At 66.7% G+C, this 17,940-nt stretch carries 16 protein-coding genes; 6 read left to right on the top strand and 10 right to left on the bottom strand.

Annotated features, from left to right (window positions below; all coding sequences use genetic code 11):
* Positions 1-101: 101 nt before the first annotated feature.
* Complete coding sequence (locus DT069_RS21975; RefSeq protein WP_119462554.1) at positions 102-911, bottom strand: class I SAM-dependent methyltransferase; 810 nt, start codon at positions 909-911, stop codon at positions 102-104.
* A gap of 144 nt (positions 912-1,055) precedes the next feature.
* Between DT069_RS21975 and DT069_RS21980 the strand changes: the two genes are divergently transcribed.
* Complete coding sequence (locus DT069_RS21980; RefSeq protein WP_162913353.1) at positions 1,056-1,733, top strand: winged helix-turn-helix transcriptional regulator; 678 nt, start codon at positions 1,056-1,058, stop codon at positions 1,731-1,733.
* Between the two features lie 474 nt (positions 1,734-2,207).
* On the opposite strand, the gene DT069_RS21985 is transcribed toward DT069_RS21980, so the two are convergent.
* From DT069_RS21985 to DT069_RS22000, 4 genes are all read right to left on the bottom strand, one after another.
* Entirely contained in the window at positions 2,208-2,951 is a 744-nt protein-coding gene (locus tag DT069_RS21985; RefSeq protein ID WP_119462490.1) for a sulfite exporter TauE/SafE family protein, read from the bottom strand.
* 70 nt (positions 2,952-3,021) lie between these two features.
* Positions 3,022-3,828 carry a phosphate/phosphite/phosphonate ABC transporter substrate-binding protein gene (locus DT069_RS21990; RefSeq protein WP_162913354.1) on the bottom strand — a complete coding sequence of 269 codons (807 nt, stop codon included), beginning with the start codon at positions 3,826-3,828 and terminating at the stop codon, positions 3,022-3,024.
* Between the two features lie 31 nt (positions 3,829-3,859).
* Positions 3,860-4,297 carry a GFA family protein gene (locus DT069_RS21995; RefSeq protein ID WP_119462492.1) on the bottom strand — a complete coding sequence of 146 codons (438 nt, stop codon included), beginning with the start codon at positions 4,295-4,297 and terminating at the stop codon, positions 3,860-3,862.
* Positions 4,290-5,177: a helix-turn-helix domain-containing protein gene (locus DT069_RS22000; protein ID WP_119462555.1), complete on the bottom strand. Its 888-nt coding sequence runs from the start codon at positions 5,175-5,177 to the stop codon at positions 4,290-4,292. The genes DT069_RS21995 and DT069_RS22000 overlap by 8 nt, the downstream gene beginning before the upstream one ends.
* 172 nt (positions 5,178-5,349) lie before the next feature.
* Here DT069_RS22000 and DT069_RS22005 point away from each other — a divergent pair, with 172 nt between their 5' ends.
* The gene (locus DT069_RS22005; RefSeq protein WP_119462493.1) at positions 5,350-6,297 is read left to right on the top strand and encodes a fatty acid desaturase; all 948 of its coding nucleotides are present in this window, start codon (positions 5,350-5,352) and stop codon (positions 6,295-6,297) included.
* Between the two features lie 105 nt (positions 6,298-6,402).
* Positions 6,403-7,311, top strand: coding sequence for an alpha/beta hydrolase (locus DT069_RS22010; RefSeq protein WP_162913355.1), 909 nt, complete (start codon positions 6,403-6,405; stop codon positions 7,309-7,311).
* A 30-nt stretch (positions 7,312-7,341) separates the two neighbouring features.
* Here DT069_RS22010 and ftsH read toward each other — a convergent pair whose 3' ends face one another.
* Complete coding sequence (ftsH, locus tag DT069_RS22015) at positions 7,342-9,171, bottom strand: ATP-dependent zinc metalloprotease FtsH (RefSeq protein ID WP_119462495.1); 1,830 nt, start codon at positions 9,169-9,171, stop codon at positions 7,342-7,344.
* A gap of 93 nt (positions 9,172-9,264) precedes the next feature.
* Positions 9,265-10,791 (bottom strand): trimethylamine methyltransferase family protein, encoded by a 1,527-nt coding sequence (locus DT069_RS22020; RefSeq protein WP_119462496.1) that lies wholly within the window; start codon positions 10,789-10,791, stop codon positions 9,265-9,267.
* Positions 10,792-10,994: 203 nt separating this feature from the next.
* Here DT069_RS22020 and DT069_RS22025 point away from each other — a divergent pair, with 203 nt between their 5' ends.
* The 3 genes from DT069_RS22025 to DT069_RS22035 all read left to right on the top strand — a co-directional run bounded on the left by DT069_RS22025 (position 10,995) and on the right by DT069_RS22035 (position 14,338).
* On the top strand, positions 10,995-12,332 hold the full coding sequence (locus DT069_RS22025; protein ID WP_119462497.1) for an NAD(P)/FAD-dependent oxidoreductase: 1,338 nt from the start codon (positions 10,995-10,997) through the stop codon (positions 12,330-12,332).
* Positions 12,329-13,891, top strand: coding sequence for an HAL/PAL/TAL family ammonia-lyase (locus DT069_RS22030; protein ID WP_119462498.1), 1,563 nt, complete (start codon positions 12,329-12,331; stop codon positions 13,889-13,891). The genes DT069_RS22025 and DT069_RS22030 overlap by 4 nt, the downstream gene beginning before the upstream one ends.
* A 96-nt stretch (positions 13,892-13,987) precedes the next feature.
* Positions 13,988-14,338: a TraR/DksA family transcriptional regulator gene (locus DT069_RS22035; protein ID WP_119462499.1), complete on the top strand. Its 351-nt coding sequence runs from the start codon at positions 13,988-13,990 to the stop codon at positions 14,336-14,338.
* Positions 14,339-14,340: 2 nt separating this feature from the next.
* On the opposite strand, the gene DT069_RS22040 is transcribed toward DT069_RS22035, so the two are convergent.
* The 3 genes from DT069_RS22040 to recO all read right to left on the bottom strand — a co-directional run bounded on the left by DT069_RS22040 (position 14,341) and on the right by recO (position 17,798).
* Positions 14,341-15,609 (bottom strand): MFS transporter, encoded by a 1,269-nt coding sequence (locus tag DT069_RS22040; protein WP_119462500.1) that lies wholly within the window; start codon positions 15,607-15,609, stop codon positions 14,341-14,343.
* A gap of 98 nt (positions 15,610-15,707) precedes the next feature.
* A complete protein-coding gene (locus DT069_RS22045) occupies positions 15,708-16,961 on the bottom strand; it encodes an NAD(P)/FAD-dependent oxidoreductase (RefSeq protein WP_119462501.1) in 1,254 nt (417 codons plus the stop codon).
* Between the two features lie 66 nt (positions 16,962-17,027).
* Positions 17,028-17,798: a DNA repair protein RecO gene (gene recO / locus DT069_RS22050; RefSeq protein ID WP_119462502.1), complete on the bottom strand. Its 771-nt coding sequence runs from the start codon at positions 17,796-17,798 to the stop codon at positions 17,028-17,030.
* Positions 17,799-17,940: the final 142 nt, after the last annotated feature.

Genomic DNA, 17,940 nt, shown 5'->3' on the forward strand with positions numbered 1-17,940 from the left:
CAATTTTTGCTCTCGACCCAAAGCAGCCAGCCGAGCCACCACCCGCGAAGGACAGACAATAGTGGGAACGGGGTCATTGATTGCGCGCACAGGTGTGCAATTCATAACGGCCCGAAACTACGAACGGCGAGTGCGCGCGCTGTGAGGTGGATACTGCCGTCAGACGTTGTTGGCAGCTCGGCATGAAGCTTTTGTCTGAGAGCCTCGCGCTTGGCCTCCGGGAGTGAAACGCAGTAGCCGGGCGCCGGTCCCTGGCCGCCGAGGAATGGCAACCAATAGTCGTCGAAATCGCGGAAAACGGTCGGCACATCAATTGCGCGGTCTCGGATCTCACGGAGGCCAGCTTCAGCGAACAGCGCGCGCAGCGCCTCAGGGTTGCAGATCGGAAACCGGCGGCCTTCGTCTAAGTCGCGCGCGGCCGGATCGAGCGCCGCGGCGGCGTCCCAAAAACGGCGCATGAGCTGCATCTCGCCGGCATAGTCCCAGACATAGACGGATATGATCCCACCCGGGCGCACCGCGCGGGACATCTCGGCAAGCGCCTTGGCCGGCTCGGGAACGAAGTTGAGCACGAGGCCTGCCACGGCGGCATCAAAGGTTGCCTCATCGACCGGGAGGGCACGGGCATCGCCGATCCGGAACTCTACGCGCGGATCGCGTATGCTGTCCCGGGCGAAGCCGAGAAATGCTTCCGATGCGTCGACGCCGATCACCTGGCGCGGTGAGGCGCGATCAAGAATGGTCCAGGTCAGCGCCCCGGTGCCGCAGCCGACATCGAGCCAGCGTGCGCCTCTCCCGACAGCAAGCCAGTCCACGAACTCGGCAGCGACCAGCCGGCTCCAGCGTCCGACATAGGGCTCATAGGCATCACCGGCGCTCCATTTATCCTCGCGATGGGCTGCTTCGACCATATCCTCCTCCATTTGACATCCACAACGGGAGCAAGGGTGTTCTGCGGGCATTCTGGCTGACGGGCGGAACGTATCTCCAGTCCAGAAATTGAATCGCTCCGCAGGCGGACTTTCACTATGGTTGGGCGGAAGATGGAGGCCGCCATGGAGTACGGTCAGCTCTGTCCTCTGGCCAAGGCCACAGAGATTCTCGCCGAGCGCTGGACATTCCTGGTAATCCGGGAGCTGCTCTCCGGCGCAGTCCGGTTCAACCAGATCCGCCGCGGCGTGCCGTTGATGTCGCCATCGCTGCTATCGCAACGGCTACAGCGACTGGAACGCGAGGGGCTGGTCAGGCGAGAGTCCTCCGGCTCCAGTCACCTCTACCATCTAACCGAAGCCGGCCGAGACCTCGCACCGATCGTGCGGCGATTGAGCCGGTGGGGTGAGCGGTGGGTGCTGGGTCACATTGACTCGCGCAAGCCTGATGTCACCGCGCTGATGTGGGCAATCCGGCGGCGCGTCGATCCGTCAGTGTTCGGAGGGGTGCGGGTCACGGTTCAGTTCGAGTTCACCGATCAGCCCCAAGCGAAGCGCTGCTGGTGGCTCGTCAACGAAGCGACCTATGTCGATCTATGCCCGAAAGATCCTGGTTTCGAGGTCGACGTCTACGTGATCACTGATGTGCAAACATTGGCACAAATCTGGGTTGGCAAGCTGCAGCTTTCGGCCGCGATCAATGCCGGCAATTTGGAACTGACGGGACCCCGCGGGGTCCGCCAAACATTTGGCCAGTGGCTGCTCCTCAGCTCGTTCGCACAGCGAGAAGCGGCAAAATTGTAGCATCAGTTGGAAGGCGCCAGTCCTGTTGCAGGGTCGAAACCGCGCCCTAGGAGGAAGTCTGGCCTGCATCGGCATCCGACTTTCTAGACCTCACCCCCTTAGGCCCGCTATTTGCCTTGACCAAGTCGTTCTCATCTTCGGAGCGAACGGCAAGCTTCCACCCAGAGTCGGAATTCGGACTGAGACATTACCTTATTTGATACGGGCGTGTCTTAAGGCGCTTAATTGTTTTATTTACTGAAGTCGGCCCGGATTCTACTCGCCGCTACGGGACCGCTTGTAGAGAATATTGACTGGCCCGAACACGGTCCGGTCGGCGTACTTAACCTCAGGGGGCAACATTATATTGATCAATCGCTGCGTCGTCGTCCTCGGCCTCCTCGTCGGGGTATTCGCCAGCACGGCGGCATCGGCCGCAACTATCACCTATGAACTTTTCGTCATGCCTTCCGTAGGATCCTTGAAGAGATGTCCTCATTCGCCGCGGTCGAAGGCAGGGGAACTTGAGATCACCGCGCCGGCGATCACCAGATAGGCGAGCCGGCGGAAGAAATCTTCCGACGCCCTGACGAACAACCGCGCGCCGAGCCACATCGCCACGCCATAGGCCGGCATCAGGAACAGGGCCTGCTTGACCGTGGCCGGCTCGAAGATTCCGTAAAGCGCGAAACTGATACCCGCCACGAGTGCCATCGCGGCGAGATACACGATGATATTGGCCCGCACGGTCGCCGAGCTGCTTTGCCCGCCCAGCCAGAAGATCACGATCGGAGGGCCATAGAAGCTGGCCAGCCCGCCCAGGAAACCCGACGTCGAGCCGACGACAGCCGACAGGACCGGGCCGGGATGCGAGTGATATCGCCATCCCGACGCCAGCACCGCGACCGCGCCGAGCGCCAGCCCCGATAACGCCCAGCGCAAGGCCGTCGGATCGACCGACACGAGAAAGAAGGCGCCGATCGGAACCGTGACGGCCGCGCCGACGGAGAGCGGCACCACTTCCCCCCAGTTGCAGCGGCGGAGCGCGCGCGGCAGCAGCGGCAACGCCATGAGGCCGTCGATCACGAACAGAAGGACCACCGCTTTCGAAGGTTCGACATAGAGGCTCGCCAGCGGGACGAACAACAGCGCCGACCCGAAGCCGCTAAAGCCGCGCATCAGCCCCGCGAGCGCCGCCGCCAAGGCAAGAGGAGCGAAATGTGGTAAATCCGGGATCATCGCCTGTTCCTTAATTCACGACGCGCTTCAACCTGAAAGCCCGTCCGATAGCGACGTCCTGCACGCCGCGTCAGGCGAGGTCGTGATAGCCATGCCCCACCGCCGCCATCTTCAACTCTAAGATTCGGTCGTAAGTGGCGAGCGGCAGCACCTCAGCATCCGCAAGCAGCAGCGCATCGCGCGCCGCCGCCAGATCCGGATCATCAAGAGCGCGGCGGAGGCCCGCGCGCAGGCGGCGCAGCCGCTCCTCGTCGGCCGATATGGCGGTGACATAAGGCAGGCCCGGCGCCGCGGCGGTCTCGCACAGCACCCGCGTGCCGTCGAGCACCGCCGGGCTGTGCCGGGCGAGCAGCGCATGGGTGACACAGTCGATCGCGGCGACATCGGCGGCACCGGAGGCGACGAGACCAAGGCTTGCCCGATGGCTGCCGCTGGCGACAACCTGGCTGAAGAAGCGGCCGTCCCGGCTCAAGGGTGCGACCAGCGTCCGCAGCGCATTGTAGCCGGATTGGGAATCGGCGCTGTTCACCGCGCAGGTCTTGCCACGCAATGCCGTGAACTCTATGGCCGGCGACTCCGCCGCGACTATGACGAAGCTGCGGTACTCGGGACCGGCGCAGCCGGCCGCCTGATAGCAGGGCGTAGCGACCAGCGTCACCCGACCGGCCAGCGCATGGGTCAGCGGATAGCCGCAGGTCTGGCCGAACAGCAGATCGGGCGCCAGCCAGTGCTCCAGGGGGGTGCCTTCGCGGCGCAGCCGTTCCGGCACGTCGGGGAGTCCTTCACGCCGGAACGCGCGCGCCAGCCCGCCCCACCATGCGTCGGTGGCGGCGGCGACCTCCGGCAGGTCGTACATCGGCAGGCTGGCGCGTGCCATCGCTGATTTCCGCCCGCGCCGTCGATCGCTGTCAATCTCCACCCATCGTGCCGGGCAACTGCTCGAGATCGTCGGCGATACGGTAATAGTCGCCCGCATCCTTCACGAAGATATGGCGGACCGTCGTCACGCCGGTCGGCTCGTCCAGCGTGCCCGCGGCGATCGAGACGCGGCCGCTGTCGCGCCGTTCCCAGAACAGGCTCGATCCGCAGGTCCCGCAAAAGCCGCGCCGCGCGATATCGGAGGAGTCGAACCAGCGAAGCTGATCCTCGCCGGTCAGGGTGATCGCGTCCCATGGCGCGTTGCTGTAGGCGGCATAATGGCCGTGGAATCGCCGGCACTGGCCGCAATGGCAGTTCACCACCTCGCGCAAGGCACCGTGGATCGCGTAGCGGACAGCGCCGCAGAGACAGCTGCCGGTGGCCCGAACATCGGCATCATGCCGCTTGGTCGATGAATTCTCAGACATGGAGTCCCTCCTGATCGGCTGCGGCCGGACGCCCGTCCAGTTCCTCGAGCAATCGCCGCAAAAGAGTGGTGACCTCCGGCGGCTGCACAGCGGCGGCGCGGATCAGTTCGTCGAAATGCTGCGTCAGCACGCGGATGTGCTCGGTGCTGTTGAAGACGAAGTACATATGCCCGACATAGATCGCCGCCCGTTTCGGTCCGAAGATCGTCAGCGGCGCAGAATAGCGCTGAACCCCGTCATAAAGAAACCAGCGGAACGTCGGATAGAGCTCGTCGATGAGATAGATCATTGTCGAGATCTGCTCGCGTCGCGCTTCGACGTCGAGCTCGCGCCAGACGCCTTCGCCGCGAGCGAAGCTCTCCAGGCTCTGCCGCGAGCAACAGACCTCCATATCGCTTTCCGGGCGGCGCTGCGTAGCGAGCCGCTCCATCGCCGCTTGGAGCCGCGATTCCGGAATCGGTTCGCCGTAATTGCGATATTCGTACCGGATCACCGCCTCGGTCTTCAGCAGATCGGGCAGCGTGGTCGGAACATAGCGCACCTTGTAGCCCGCCACCTCCGCATGCCAGCGGGTAAGCCGCTCGTCGGCGGGCGAATGCGCGCCCGGTTCGATTTCAAGCGGCTGGTTGATGACCGAGGCGGTGAGCGGCCCGCCTTGGCTGAGCCCGAGGAGCCAATCGGCGCTTACCTGCTGATCCGTCGCGATCGCCGACAGCGTCTCTGCGCGCGGCAGCCGTTCGTTCGCCGGCGACAGGATCTGTGCGAGGGTCGAGCGATCGACCCCGATCCGCCCGGCAAAGGCCGAGCGGCTGAGCCCGGATCGCTCGATCACTTCCTCCAGGCGATCGCGGAAGATCCGCACCGTGTCGCGTCGATCCATTTGCAGCGCCCGATGATTGATATCTGTCAATCCACACCGAATGTGGCGTTTTGTCAACAAACGGTTTGAATTGAGATAATCCGTAACGTTTTCTGCGCATTCCCTCGTTGTGATGCATAAAAGAAGAGACATAATCTCTTGAAGAACAAGCATTCGACACTGCCGAGGGCCGATGACCGACCGCGTCTCAGAACCACTAGGTGCGCCTGCGATCTCCCGAAAAAGCGCGACATTTTACGCCGTCGACTGGCCGACGATCGCGGTCACCGTCGTGGTCTATGCGGGCTTCCTTCTGGTGACCTGGTTCTACGATGCTCTGCCATGGTGGGCGGTTGGGGTCTTCGGCGGCGCGATCGTCTGCCTGCACGGCTCGCTGCAGCATGAGGCGGTGCATGCTCAGCCGACCCGGACGGCCTGGCTCAACGCGCTCCTGGTCTTCCCGTCGCTCTGGCTGTGGCTGCCCTTCAGCCTCTATCGCGAGAGCCATCTGGCACATCATCGGGATGAACGGCTGACCGATCCGCTCGAGGACCCGGAGTCCAACTATCTCCGCCCCGCCGATTGGCAGGCGATGGGGCCACTCCACCGCCTGATCCGCCGGGCGCTGGCAACGCTGCTCGGCCGGCTGCTGCTGGGCCCGCCCTATGTCGCTCTTCGGGTGCTCGCGACCCTGGCCCGGCGCCTGGGACAGGGCGACCGGCACTATCTCCGGCATTGGCTGCTGCATGTTCCAGCCGTCACGCTGGTGCTGCTCTGGGTGATCGGCATCTGCGGCATCCCGTTCGGCGAATATCTGCTGCTCTTCGTCTATCCTGGAATGGCGCTGACACTGCTGCGCTCCTTCGCCGAGCATCGCGCGGCGGCCGAGGTCGCGCATCGCACCGCGCTGGTCGAGGCCGGGCCACTGATGAGCCTGCTCTATCTCAACAACAACCTGCACCTCGTCCACCACAACGAGCCCGGCCTTCCCTGGCACCAGCGGCCGGCGCGCTATCGCGCCTATCGCGCGGCGCTGCTGGAGGCGAATGGCGGCAATTGGTACGGCGGCTATGGCGAGCTCCTCGCCCGCTACCTCCTGCGCGCCCGCGAGCCGGTGGTGCATCCGCTGATCGAATCGTAAGATCGAGTCCGTTTAAAGACCTCGATTTCGCCACCCCCACCCTCCCGCTCGCGGGTCCCTCCCCCGGCCGAGCCGGGGAGGGCCGGGGTGGGGGCCGCCGCAATCATGATCGAACGCCGAACGAGCATTCCCCTTCTCCGCCTGCTGATACTGGCGCTCGTCTCCGGATCGGTCGCGTTCGTCGCGACAAGCCTATGGATGGGCACGCGACTGGCCGCGCCGGCGCCATCGTCGGCGGGCTTGCCGCCGCCCGAGCTCGCCGCAAGCGACGTGCGCTTCGAGAACGCCTATGGCGAGACATTGTCTGGCTGGTGGATCGAGGCAAAGCCGGCCTGCGGCACAATCCTGCTGATGCACGGCATCCGGCAGAACCGCCGCGCGATGCTCAGCCATGCCCCGTTCCTGGTCGAGGCGGGTTACGCCGTCCTGCTCTTCGATTTCCGCGCCCATGGCGAGAGCGAGGGCGACCGGATCACCTTCGGCCATCGCGAAAGCGGCGACGCCCGGGCCGCCATTTCCTTCGCCGCCAGGCAACTGCCCGGCCGGCCCGTCGCCGCCATCGGCTTCTCGATGGGCGGCGCGGCCGCCCTGCTCGCCGATCCGCCGCTCGATCTCGACGCGCTGGTCGTCGAGGCGGCCTATCCGACCTGGACCGAATCCGTCGTCAACAAGATCCGCATTCGCCTGGGACCGCTCGCCGAGCTGGTCGCGCCGGCCCTCCTGCTTCAGCTCGAGCCGCGCCTCGGCATCAGCCCCGACGCGCTACGACCGATCAACCGGATCACCGGGATCGACACCCCGGTCCTCGTCATCGCCGGAACGGATGACCCCCACGCACCGCTCGCCCAATCCCGGGCGCTCTACGAAGTAGCACGGCCACCGAAGGCGTTCTGGGCCGTCGAGGGCGCCGGCCATGTCGATTTCCACCGTGCCGCTCCCGCGGAATATGAACGGCGTGTCTTGGAATTTCTGAAAAGGCATCTCGGCCCCTGCCCGCCCCCCACCGGTTCGTAGGGGCGGGTTTCAAACCCGCCCCCATCGCCGTCACGCCGCTGTCCGCGCCTTCTCGCCGGTCAGCCGCCGCAGCTCGTCCTCGTTCAGCGTTTCCTTCTCCAAGAGCGCCCGCGCCGTTGTCTCGAGAACCTCGCGCCGCTCGCGCAGGATGCTGGTGGCCTTGGCGAAGGCGACGTTGACGATATCCCGCACTGCCATGTCGATCTCGCGCGCGGTGTCCTCGCTATATTGCCGCTCGCCGATATAGGGCGGGATTGCGCCGCCGCCGAGAAAGGATCTCTGCTCGGAATCGTAGGACACATGGCCCAGCTTCTCGACCATGCCATAGCGGGTCACCATGCTGCGGGCGATGTTGGTGACTTTGGCCAGATCGTCGGCGGCGCCGGTCGACAGATGGCCGAACACCACCGCCTCGGCGGCGCGGCCGCCAAGCAGCACGGCCATCTTGTTCTCCAGCTCCTCGCGGGTCATCAGGAAGCGGTCCTCGGTCGGCCGCTGGATCGTATAGCCGAGCGCGCCGACGCCGCGCGGGATGATCGAGACCTTGTGCACCGGGTCGGTGCCCGGCAGCGACATGGCGACGAGGGCATGGCCCATCTCGTGATAGGCGACGACCTCGCGCTCCTTTGGGTTGAGCAGCCGGTTGCGCTTCTCCAGCCCGGCGATCATCCGCTCGATCGCCGCGCCGAAGTCCTGCATCGTCACCGCGTCGGCGCCGCGCCGGGTCGCCAGCAGCGCCGCCTCGTTGACCAGGTTTGCCAGGTCGGCGCCGCTGAAGCCCGGCGTCAGCGCGGCGACCTGCTCGGGGTCGACGTCCTCGGCCAGCTTGGCCTTCTTCAAATGGACTTTGAGGATCTGGATGCGGCCGACCTTGTCCGGCCGGTCGACCAGCACCTGCCGGTCGAACCGCCCCGCGCGCAGCAGCGCCGGATCGAGGATCTCGGGCCGGTTCGTCGCCGCCAGCAGGACGAGCCCCTGCTGCGGATCGAAGCCGTCCATCTCCACCAGAAGCTGGTTGAGGGTCTGCTCCTTCTCGTCATGGCCGCCCTGAGCGTAGGCGCCCCGCGCCCGGCCCATCGCGTCGAGCTCGTCGATGAAGATGATGGCCGGGGCCTTCTGGCGCGCCTGCTCGAACAGGTCGCGCACTCGGGCGGCGCCGACGCCGACGAACATCTCGACGAACTCCGAGCCGCTGATCGAGAAGAACGGCACGCCGGCCTCGCCGGCGACGGCGCGGGCCAGCAGCGTCTTGCCGGTGCCCGGCGGGCCGACCAGCAGCACGCCCCGCGGCATGCGCCCGCCGAGCCGGCCATACTGCTTCGGGTCCTTCAGGAAATCGACGATCTCCTGCAGCTCGGCCTTGGCCTCGTCGACGCCGGCCACATCTTCGAAGGTGGTCTTCGTGTCGGTTTCGACATAGATCTTCGCCTTGCTCTTGCCGACCTGCATGAAGCCGCCGCCCAGCCCCGACCGCTCCGCGAAGCGGCGGATCAGGAACATCCAGAGCGCGAAGAACAGCAGGATCGGCACGACCCAGGACAGGATGTCGCGCAGGAAGGTGTTCTCGGTTCCGCCGGTGAATTCGATCCCATACTCATCGAGCTGGTTCGCGAGACCGGGCTCGACGCGGTTGGTGACGAACGCCTGCGGCTCGCCCTCCGCCGCGCCCTTTAGCGTGCCGCGAACATGGGTCTCTGTGACGACGATGTCGTCGACCCGCCCCTCCTCGAGGTAGCGCTGGAACTGGCTGTAGGGGATCGTCTCGACCTGCTGCGTCTGCAGGAACAGGCTCTGCAGCAGGAGCACGCCGAAAATGGCGGCCACGACATACCAGATATTGATGGTGGTTTTCTTGTCCACGGCGCAGCCTCCCTCGCCGTCCGGTGAGCCGACGGTTCTTGGGAAGGAACCCGCCGAGCGGCCGGCGAGTTCCGTGAAACGGCGCCGACGCTCCTATGCCGCGAGTGCGCCGCCCTCTTCCTTGCGCTTGGCGATGAAGGCCTGGAGTTCCTCGTCGATGGCGGGGTCGAGCGGCGGCGGCGTGTAGTCGGCCAGGATCCGCTTCCACAAGGCATTGGCCCGCTGCGCGGTGTCTTGGGCGCCGGCCTCGCGCCAGCTCTCGAAGTTGCGCCAATCGGAGAGGATCGGCGCATAGAACGCCGTCTCGTAGCGCGCCAGCGTGTGCGCCGCGCCGAAGAAGTGGCCGCCCGGCCCGACCTCGGCGATCGCGTCGAGCCCCAGCGTGTCGTCGTTGACCTCGATCGGCTGCAGCAGCTCGGCCATCATCTGCAGGATCTCGGCATCGACGATCATCTTCTCGAACGACGCGACCAGGCCGCCCTCCATCCAGCCCGCGCCGTGCATTACCATGTTCGCATGGCCCATCACCGCGCCCCAGATCGACATCTCGGACTCGTAGGCGGCTTGGGCGTCGACCGCGTTGGCCGCGCAGGCATTGCTCGACCGATAGGGCAGGCCATAGCGCCGCGCGAGCTGCCCGCCGGCGAAGGCGGCGCGGGTATATTCCGGCGTCCCGAAGGCGGGCGCGCCGCTCTTCATGTCGACGTTCGAGGTGAAGCCGCCATAGATTGCCGGCGCGCCGGGGGCGACCATCTGGATGAAGGCGATGCCGGCCAGCGCCTCGGCATTCTGCTGGGCGAGCGCGCCGGCCAGCGTCGCCGGGCACATCGCGCCGCTCAGGGTGAAGGGGGTCAGCACCACTGGTTGGCCGTTCCGCGCCATCTCCGTGAGGCCCTGCAGCATCGGCCCGTCGAGGCGCAGCGGCGAACTGCTGTTGACGATGGAGAACAGGCTGGGCTCCGCCTTCAGCTGCTCGCGGGTGACGCCGCGGGCGATGCACATCATGTCGATGCCGTCGGTAATCCGCTGCTGCCCGAGCGAATAGGGGTGCCAGATCCGATCGGTCAGCGTGATCGCCGCGTAATGCGCGTCGAGATGGCGCGTCGCCGGCGGCAGATCGCCCGGCTCCACCGGATAGCCGGAGATGAACTGAACGACGTTCAGGCTCTGCGACAGCCGCAGCAGGTTGCAATAATCGGCGAAGCTGCCGGGCCGCCGTCCCGAATCGAGATCCGATACGTTCGGCGCGCTGGCGACGGACCCGAAATTGACGTGGTTCCCGCCGAAGGTCAGGTTCCGTTCCGGGTTGCGGGCGTGAAGGGTGAACTCGGACGGCGCCTTCGCCACGCTCTCCAGCACCAGCCCGCGATCGAAACGCACCCGTTGCGTACCCGGCTCGACATCCGCACCGGCCCGTTTCAGAACCGCCAGGGCGTCCTCGTCGAGGAAGTCCATGCCGATCTCTTCCAGGATTCGCAGCGAGGCATTGTGGATCGCCTCGACCTGGTCGGCGCTCAACACCTCGACCGGCCGATAGGGATTACGCAGATTGCGCCAGGGCCTCTGGCCCAGACCGTGACCGCCGCGACGCTCGCGGCGGCGGGACCCATCCCGCGACATGCTTCCTCCACTCTTGAGTCAGAGCCGACGGCCGGCCTGTTTTCCGGAGATTAGGCGAGGCCGCAAGCCTTGTCTCTGGTCTTGTTATGAACACTCTATACAGCTTTCTCGACCGGTTGTATATACAACCTCGGCGGAAGCGGCGCATCAGCGCCCCGCGACGGACATAACCACGCAAGACACGTCATGGAGAGGCTGAAACGATGAGCACCCTTCCTTCTTCCATCACCTACGCAGTGGTCGGCGCCGGCATCCACGGCCTGAGCACCGCCTGGCACCTCGCCATGGAGCTCGAGGCGAAGGGCACGGGCTCCGGCAAGGACGTCATCGTCCTCGACAAGACCGGGCCGGGCGCGGGCGCCAGCGGCATCGCCTGCGGCTGCGTGCGCAACCTCTACATGACCGAGCCGCTGCACGCGATCCTGCGCCATTCGGTCGATGTCTGGACCTATGACCCGGTCGCCTTCGGCTTCCAGCAGGTCGGCTACGTCTCGGCCGGCGAGGCGAACCAGCTCGCCGATTACGAAAAGCTCCATGCCAGCCAGAACCGCGTCGGCTACCACTCCGACCTCTATGCCGGGAAGGACGCCAAGAGCTTCCTGCGGAACATCTGGCCGGACTTCAACACCGACGGCATCGACGTCGTGCTGCATGAGAAGATCAGCGGCTACGCCGGGACTCGGCAGGCGGTCGCCGGCCTGGCGCAGAAATGCGCCGACCACGGCGTGCGCGTCATCTCCGGCGTCGAGGTGCAGGGCTATGACGTGAAGAACGGCCGCGTCGCCAAGCTGCACACCAACAAGGGCGATGTTGCCTGCGACGTCGTCGTGCTCGGCCTCGGCGCCTGGACGGGCAAGCATTGGGAAATGCTGGGCCAGCCGGCGACGCTCGACCTCCACTATGCCGACGGTAAGGTGATCAAGAACAACGACATGTGGACCTATTGGCGCCTGCTCGAGGGCGAGGTCTATGTCCACGAGCCCTACCGCACCGCCGACGATCTCGACCCGCCGGTGCTGCATGTCGAACTGATGACCACGCCCGTCATCGACCAGAACACCGGCAAGGAGATCGCCGACCACACCTATGTTTACTGGAAGAACGGCGCCGAGCGGATGGACAAGCCGGGCGTCCAGGGCGGCTCCATCCCGATCAAGCTCGGTCCCAAGGCGACCCTCGACCCCTATGGCCACGACAACCCCGAATATCAGGCTGAGCCGGAGTTCGCCGACTATCTGACCTCGGCGATGGCGCAGCTCATGCCGCGCTTCAAGGGCAGCCGCAAGGATTTCCGCGAGCGGCCCAACGGCGGCATCGGCGCCTTCACGCCGGACAATGTGCCGATCTTCGACTGGATCCTGCCGAACGTCTATATGATCGCCGACTCGAATCACGGCTTCAAGATGACGGGTGTCGGCAAGCTGGCGGCGAAGCTGCTCGTCGGCGGCAACCGGGTTCCCGAGCTGGAGCCCTTCGCCTTTGACCGCTTCGCCAAGGGCCGCACCTTCGGCACGAGCAACAGCAACTGCCCGTGGGTATGAGCGACCCGATTCGACGATCGGACCGCGGAGGGGCGGGTTTCAAACCCGCCCCTACCCTCACCGGCAACGATCTGACTCCTGACCTCGTCGCGCAGGTTGCCCGCGACCACGCACGCGTCGACATCGACCCCGCCGCCGCATCGCGCCTGAAGGCGTCGCGCGCGGTCGTCGAGCGCTTTCTCGCGGAAGACCGTCCGGTCTATGGCCTGACGACCGGCCTCGGCCCGCGCGCCACCATGCGGCTGCCGCAGGAGACCCTCGCCGAGTTCTCGCGGCTGACAGTCCTCGGCCGCGCCCAGGCAGTCGGGCCGCGCCTTTCCGAAGACGTGGTGCGCGCGGCGATGTTGATCCGGGCGAACGGCATGGTGAAGGGCGGCGCCGGCGTCCAGCCATCGGTTCCCGAGATGCTGGTCGCGATGCTCAATGCCGGCGTTCATCCGGTGATGCCGGCGATCGCCTCGATCGGCGCCGCCGACCTCTGCCTAATGGCCCATATCGGCCTCGCGGCGATCGGCGAGGGCGAGGCGGTCCACCACGGCGAAACCTTGCCGGCCGCCGAGGCCCTGAAGCGCGCCGGCCTGCAACCGCTGGAGCTCGGCCCGAAGGACGGGCTGGCGCTCTGCAGCGCGAATGCGGTATCGGCCGGCCAGGGTGCGCTGGCGCTGTCCGACGCGACCGCCCTGAGTACGCTGCTCGATCTTGCCGCCGCCCTCAGCATGGAAGGCTTCCGCGCGAATCTAAGCCCGATCGATCCACGCATCGCCGCTGCCCGGCCCGCGCCGGGGCAGGAGGCCGCGGCCGCGCATCTGCGCGCGCTGCTGGCCGGCGGCGCGCTGACCGAGCCGGGTGCTGCGCGGCGGGTTCAGGACCCGATCAGCCTGCGCTGCGTCTCCCATGTGCATGGCAGCCTGCGCGCCGCGCTCGACTTCGCCGCCCCCGCTTTGCAGGCGGAGCTGAACGGCGCCGGCGACAACCCGCTGGTGCTGGTCGAGGACGGCGAGATGCTGTCGACCGGGAACTTCCACACGCCCGCCTTGGCGCTGGCCTTCGACACGGCCGGGCTGGCGATCAGCCAGACCGCCACGCTTCTCGTCAACCGGATCACGCGCCTGCTGACTGAGCGTTTGAGCGACCTGCCCGCGATGCTCTCGCCGCGCGCCCCGACCCGCTCCGGCTTCGGGCCACTGACCAAGACGGCGGAGGCGCTGGCTGCGGAGATCCGCCATCTCGCCAATCCAGTCAGCATCGATTCGCGGGGCGGCATCGACGTCGAGGATGACTCGACCAACGCGCCGCTCGCCGCGCGCAAGCTCGCCGACATGCTGGAGCGGCTGCGCCTGCTCGTCGCCCTCGAGTTGGTCGTGGCGACCCAGGCGGTCGATCTGGCCAAGGTGACCCGTCTCGGCCGCGGCACCGCGATCGCCCATGCCATAGTCCGCGAATTGGTACAGCCGCTCGACGAGGATCGCCCGCTCGGCGGCGACATCGAGCGCGTCGCGGCCGAGGCATTGGCGAGCGGCCGCCTTCTCGCCGCGGTCCGCGCCGTGCTCTCCGAATAGCCGACCGGGCCGTCGCAGCCCGGTTCCCGTCGCAGCCCTTATATGTTTCCCTTAGGGGAAACGGTGAGCCGGATACTGGCGGCAAGGAGAGACGGGATGGCTGACAATCTCAAAGCGGTCCGGACAGGCCTGCTGCAGCGCCGGGACGAGCTTCTGGCGCTCGGCAAGGCGGCCGCCGCGTCACGGCGGCCGGTGGAGCTGGACCAGACGACCGTCGGCCGGTTGTCGCGCATGGATGCGATGCAGGTTCAGGCCATGGCGATCGAGGCGGAACGCCGCCGCAGCCTGGAGCTGCGTCGGATCGAAGCGACGCTGCGGCGGATCGACGAGGACGAGTACGGCTATTGCGTTCAATGTGGCGAGGCGATCGCCGCCAAGCGGCTGGCGCTCGACCCGACCACACCCACCTGCATCGGCTGCGCCGGAACGCAGGGCACCGAAAGCTGACCTCAGCCTGGCGCCATCCTGCCGGCGGACTGCCAGCGAACGACCGGCAGGACGAGGAGGATGGCCAGGCCGATATAGGCCAGGCAAAGAAGCGCAACCGCCTCCATCGAAATTCCGCGGTCGATCATCCAGCCGATGGAGACTGGCGACAGGGCGCTCGACAACACTGCCAGCGCCGCAGCGAGAGCGCGGATCGCGCCGAGATGGAGAACGCCGTACAGCTCCGCCCAGACGGCCGTCACGATGGTCGCCGTCATGCCCGAGGTGACGCCCATCGCCATCAGATAGATCAGCGCGGCGCCGGGATGATCGAAGAACCAGAGAACCAGCAAGGCGCAGGCCAGCGGCATCAGGAAATAGGGCAGCAGCCGGACCGCGCCGATGCGATCGACGAGCGATCCGGTCTGGAGGACGGCGATCCCCTGGGCGACGGCGAAGCCGACGAAGCAGCTCGCCACCCAGGCCATGCTCCATCCCTTGGACTGCGCCAGATGGACCTGATGAAAGAACAGGCCGGTCACGATGAAGGACGGCGCCAGCGCGGCGGGCAGAATCAGATAGAAGCGCGGATCGCCCAGCATCTGCCGCCGCGACCATGACGCACTTCCGCCGGCGGTGTCCTGCGCCGTGCCCTGCATCCGGTCGCGGAGCCCGCGGTCGCGCGCCGCATGTCCTTTGAGCAGCCAGAGCAGGATCGGCACGAGGACCGTCGCCAAGATCACGCCGATCGCGATCCAGCTCTCCCGCCAGCCGAGCGCCGCGATCGACAGCACGGCCACCGTCGGGAAGAGAGCCTCGCCCGCCGGATAGCCGAACGAGGCGATGCTGATCGCCTTGCCCCGCCCCGACTCGAAATACCGTGCCATGCTGGTCATCGCGACATGCGACATCAGCCCCTGCCCGGTCAGGCGAAGCATGAAGATCGCCAGGCCGAGCATGACCGTCGAGACGACGCCAGCCATGAGCAGACAGGCGGCGACGATGCCGACGCCGACGAAAGCGCTGTAGATCCGTAGATCGAGCTGGTCGATCTTGCGTCCGAGCCAGATCAGACTGAACCCGCTGACCAGCGTGGCGGCGGAATACAATGCTCCGAAATCGCCATCCGAGAGGGCGAACTCGGCGCGAATCTCGCCGCTGAACAGGGAAATGAAAAAGGTCTGGCCGAAGCTGGAGCAGAAGGCGGCGAGGAAGCCGAAGGCAAGAAGCCGGCGGTTCTCGACGGCAAAGGTCCAGTAGGTTGAATTGCGGTCTCTGCCGAGGGTGACCACGGGATTTCGCTTTCTGACGGTGGAGCCGAAGCCCCCACCCTCCCGCTTGCGCGGGTCCCTCCCTCCCCCAGTTTTGCTGGGGAGGGCGGGGGGCTTATTTAGAACCGATCGACCCGATAAGACCTCATATCGACGCCCGGATCGCGGCCCGCGACGAGATCGCCGATCAGGCGGCCCGTCTGGGCGCCTAGCGTCAGGCCGATATGGCCGTGGCCGAAGCCGAAGAAAGCGTTGCGGCAGCGGTCGGAGCCGCTGATCACCGGTACGGAATCAGGCATCGATGGGCGGAAGCCCATCCATTTCGTGGCGCCAGCCTCGTTCAGGCCGGGGAACATGCGACGGCCGCGGGTCAGCAGCATGTCGGCTCGGGCATAGTTCGGCGCCGCGTCGAGGCCGCCCAGTTCCACCGTGCCGGCGAGGCGCAGGCCATGCTCCAGCGGCGTCACGGCGAAGCTGTGATCGCCGGAATAGATCGGCATTCGCGGCGCCACGCCGGAGTCGGGAAGCATCACGTGATAACCGCGCTCGGTGTCGAGCGGCACCCGGTGGCCGAGCTGGCGCGTCAATTCCTTCGACCAGGCACCGGCGGCGACGACCACCGCATCGATCGCGTGCCGGCCGGCGTCCGTGCGCAGATGCGTCGCCCGGCCATCGGCGATATCGAAGCCCGTCGCCGCCTCGCGCAGCAGCGTGCCGCCATTGCGGACGAAGTCCTCGGCCAGCGAGACGACCAACCGGAAATTATTCACGACATAGGCGTTCTCGGGATAGAACACCGCATGTTTGTAGATCGGCGCGAGGGCCGGCTCGAATTGCCGGATTTCCTCGGGCTTCAGGAACTCCATCCGCACGCCGCGGCGGCGCTGCAGCTCCAGATCCGCCCGGGCACCGGCGAATTTCGCTTCCGATTCATAGACGCCGAGCCAACCGGTGCGCCGGATCATCTCCTCGATCCCGGCGCTCTTCACCAGTGGCAGATAGGCCTCGATGGAGTCGGCCAGCAGGGCGCGCAGCGCGATCGAGATCGCCTCCACGCGGGCCGGCCGGCTCGCCAGCACGAAGCGCGTCAGCCAGGGCGCCAGCCGCGGCAGATATGCCCAGCGGATCGCCAGCGGCCCCAGCGGGTCGGCCAGCATGCCCGGCACGCGCCAGACGATCCCCGGCGTCGCGACCGGCACGCAGGACTCCACGGCAAGGACGCTGGCATTGCCCTTCGAGGTGCCCTCGCCGGGCCCACGGGGATCGACCAGCGTCACCCGGTGGCCGTCACGCTGCAGATAGAGCGCGGCGCAGACGCCGACGATGCCGGCGCCGATCACGGCGACATGACGCAGGCCGGCAGTGCTGTTCATCGGTGGAGGGTCCTCGGTCAGGGAATCGTCTATCCCCTCTCCGGGTAGACGAAGGCCGGACGGGAATCAAGAGGCGGCGTTGCGCAGCCGCTGAATGAACCGCTCGCGGGCGGCGGGCGCCTGGCTCGCCGCTCCCGCACCACCCGGTGAATGGCTGAAGACGTGCCGGTCGAGGAAGAAGCCGGTCAGCCGGAGTCCGGCCAGCACCGCCGGAGCATCCGCCGGCTCCGCCGTCTCCGCCGCAAGGAAGGCCGGAAGCGGCAGAAGCTGATCGCGGTAGGGCGCGCCGGCCGTGGCGGAGACGGCGCGGCCGGTCTTCGGCGAGACATAGGCCAGTTCCTCCCGGCTCCCGGTCGCCGCGCAGCAGGACAGGTCGAGCCCGAACCCGAGATCGGCGAGGAGCGCCAGCTCCCAACGCACATAGTCCGCCGACCAGCGCGCGGCGATTCCCTGATCGGATGGCGAGGTCTCCAGGGTTTCGAGCAGCTCCCGCAGGCCGTCATAGGCCCGCGGATGCGGCTCGCGCTCGGGCAGGCTGGCATCGGCCACGGCGGTCGCCGCGGTCAGTGCCGACAACCGCAGCGGATCGTCGAGCACCGCCGCCGCATAGCTTTCGAGAAGCTCGCAGCTGAAGTGACCGAGATGCTCGGCCAGCCGCGCGCGCCACGCCGCCTGCACCCGATTGCCGACCTCGAACAGCCCGCGGGCGCGCCGGCTCGCCCCGCCATGCACCAGCCCGGCATGCCGGCCATGCTCGCGCGTCAGCAGGATGACGACGGCGCCGCTTTCGCCGTGACGCCGTGCCGACAGGACGATGCCTTCGTCGGACCATTCCATGGGCGAAGCCTGTCCTTGCCTTCTCGGAAGTGTAACGATTATCCACCTTGTCACCCGCGGGCTTGACCCGCAGGTCCAGTGGACGCCCGGGTCAAGCCCGGGCATGACAACCTAAAATAGGCGCCCGCCGGTCCGGGACCTA

Source organism: Virgifigura deserti (assembly GCA_003576685.1).
GTDB lineage: Bacteria > Pseudomonadota > Alphaproteobacteria > Dongiales > Dongiaceae > Virgifigura > Virgifigura deserti.

Excerpts from the sequence above, each read along its gene's own strand:
- DT069_RS21980 (WP_162913353.1), top strand. The coding sequence starts at position 1,056 with ATGGAGTACGGTCAGCTCTGTCCTCTGGCCAAGGCCACAGAGATTCTC.
- DT069_RS22000 (WP_119462555.1), bottom strand. The coding sequence starts at position 5,177 with ATGGATCGACGCGACACGGTGCGGATCTTCCGCGATCGCCTGGAGGAA.
- DT069_RS21995 (WP_119462492.1), bottom strand. The coding sequence starts at position 4,297 with ATGTCTGAGAATTCATCGACCAAGCGGCATGATGCCGATGTTCGGGCC.
- DT069_RS22030 (WP_119462498.1), top strand. The coding sequence starts at position 12,329 with ATGAGCGACCCGATTCGACGATCGGACCGCGGAGGGGCGGGTTTCAAA.
- DT069_RS21975 (WP_119462554.1), bottom strand. The coding sequence starts at position 911 with ATGGTCGAAGCAGCCCATCGCGAGGATAAATGGAGCGCCGGTGATGCC.
- DT069_RS22010 (WP_162913355.1), top strand. The coding sequence starts at position 6,403 with ATGATCGAACGCCGAACGAGCATTCCCCTTCTCCGCCTGCTGATACTG.
- DT069_RS21990 (WP_162913354.1), bottom strand. The coding sequence starts at position 3,828 with ATGGCACGCGCCAGCCTGCCGATGTACGACCTGCCGGAGGTCGCCGCC.
- DT069_RS22035 (WP_119462499.1), top strand. The coding sequence starts at position 13,988 with ATGGCTGACAATCTCAAAGCGGTCCGGACAGGCCTGCTGCAGCGCCGG.
- DT069_RS21985 (WP_119462490.1), bottom strand. The coding sequence starts at position 2,951 with ATGATCCCGGATTTACCACATTTCGCTCCTCTTGCCTTGGCGGCGGCG.
- DT069_RS22020 (WP_119462496.1), bottom strand. The coding sequence starts at position 10,791 with ATGTCGCGGGATGGGTCCCGCCGCCGCGAGCGTCGCGGCGGTCACGGT.
- DT069_RS22025 (WP_119462497.1), top strand. The coding sequence starts at position 10,995 with ATGAGCACCCTTCCTTCTTCCATCACCTACGCAGTGGTCGGCGCCGGC.
- recO (WP_119462502.1), bottom strand. The coding sequence starts at position 17,798 with ATGGAATGGTCCGACGAAGGCATCGTCCTGTCGGCACGGCGTCACGGC.
- DT069_RS22045 (WP_119462501.1), bottom strand. The coding sequence starts at position 16,961 with ATGAACAGCACTGCCGGCCTGCGTCATGTCGCCGTGATCGGCGCCGGC.
- DT069_RS22005 (WP_119462493.1), top strand. The coding sequence starts at position 5,350 with ATGACCGACCGCGTCTCAGAACCACTAGGTGCGCCTGCGATCTCCCGA.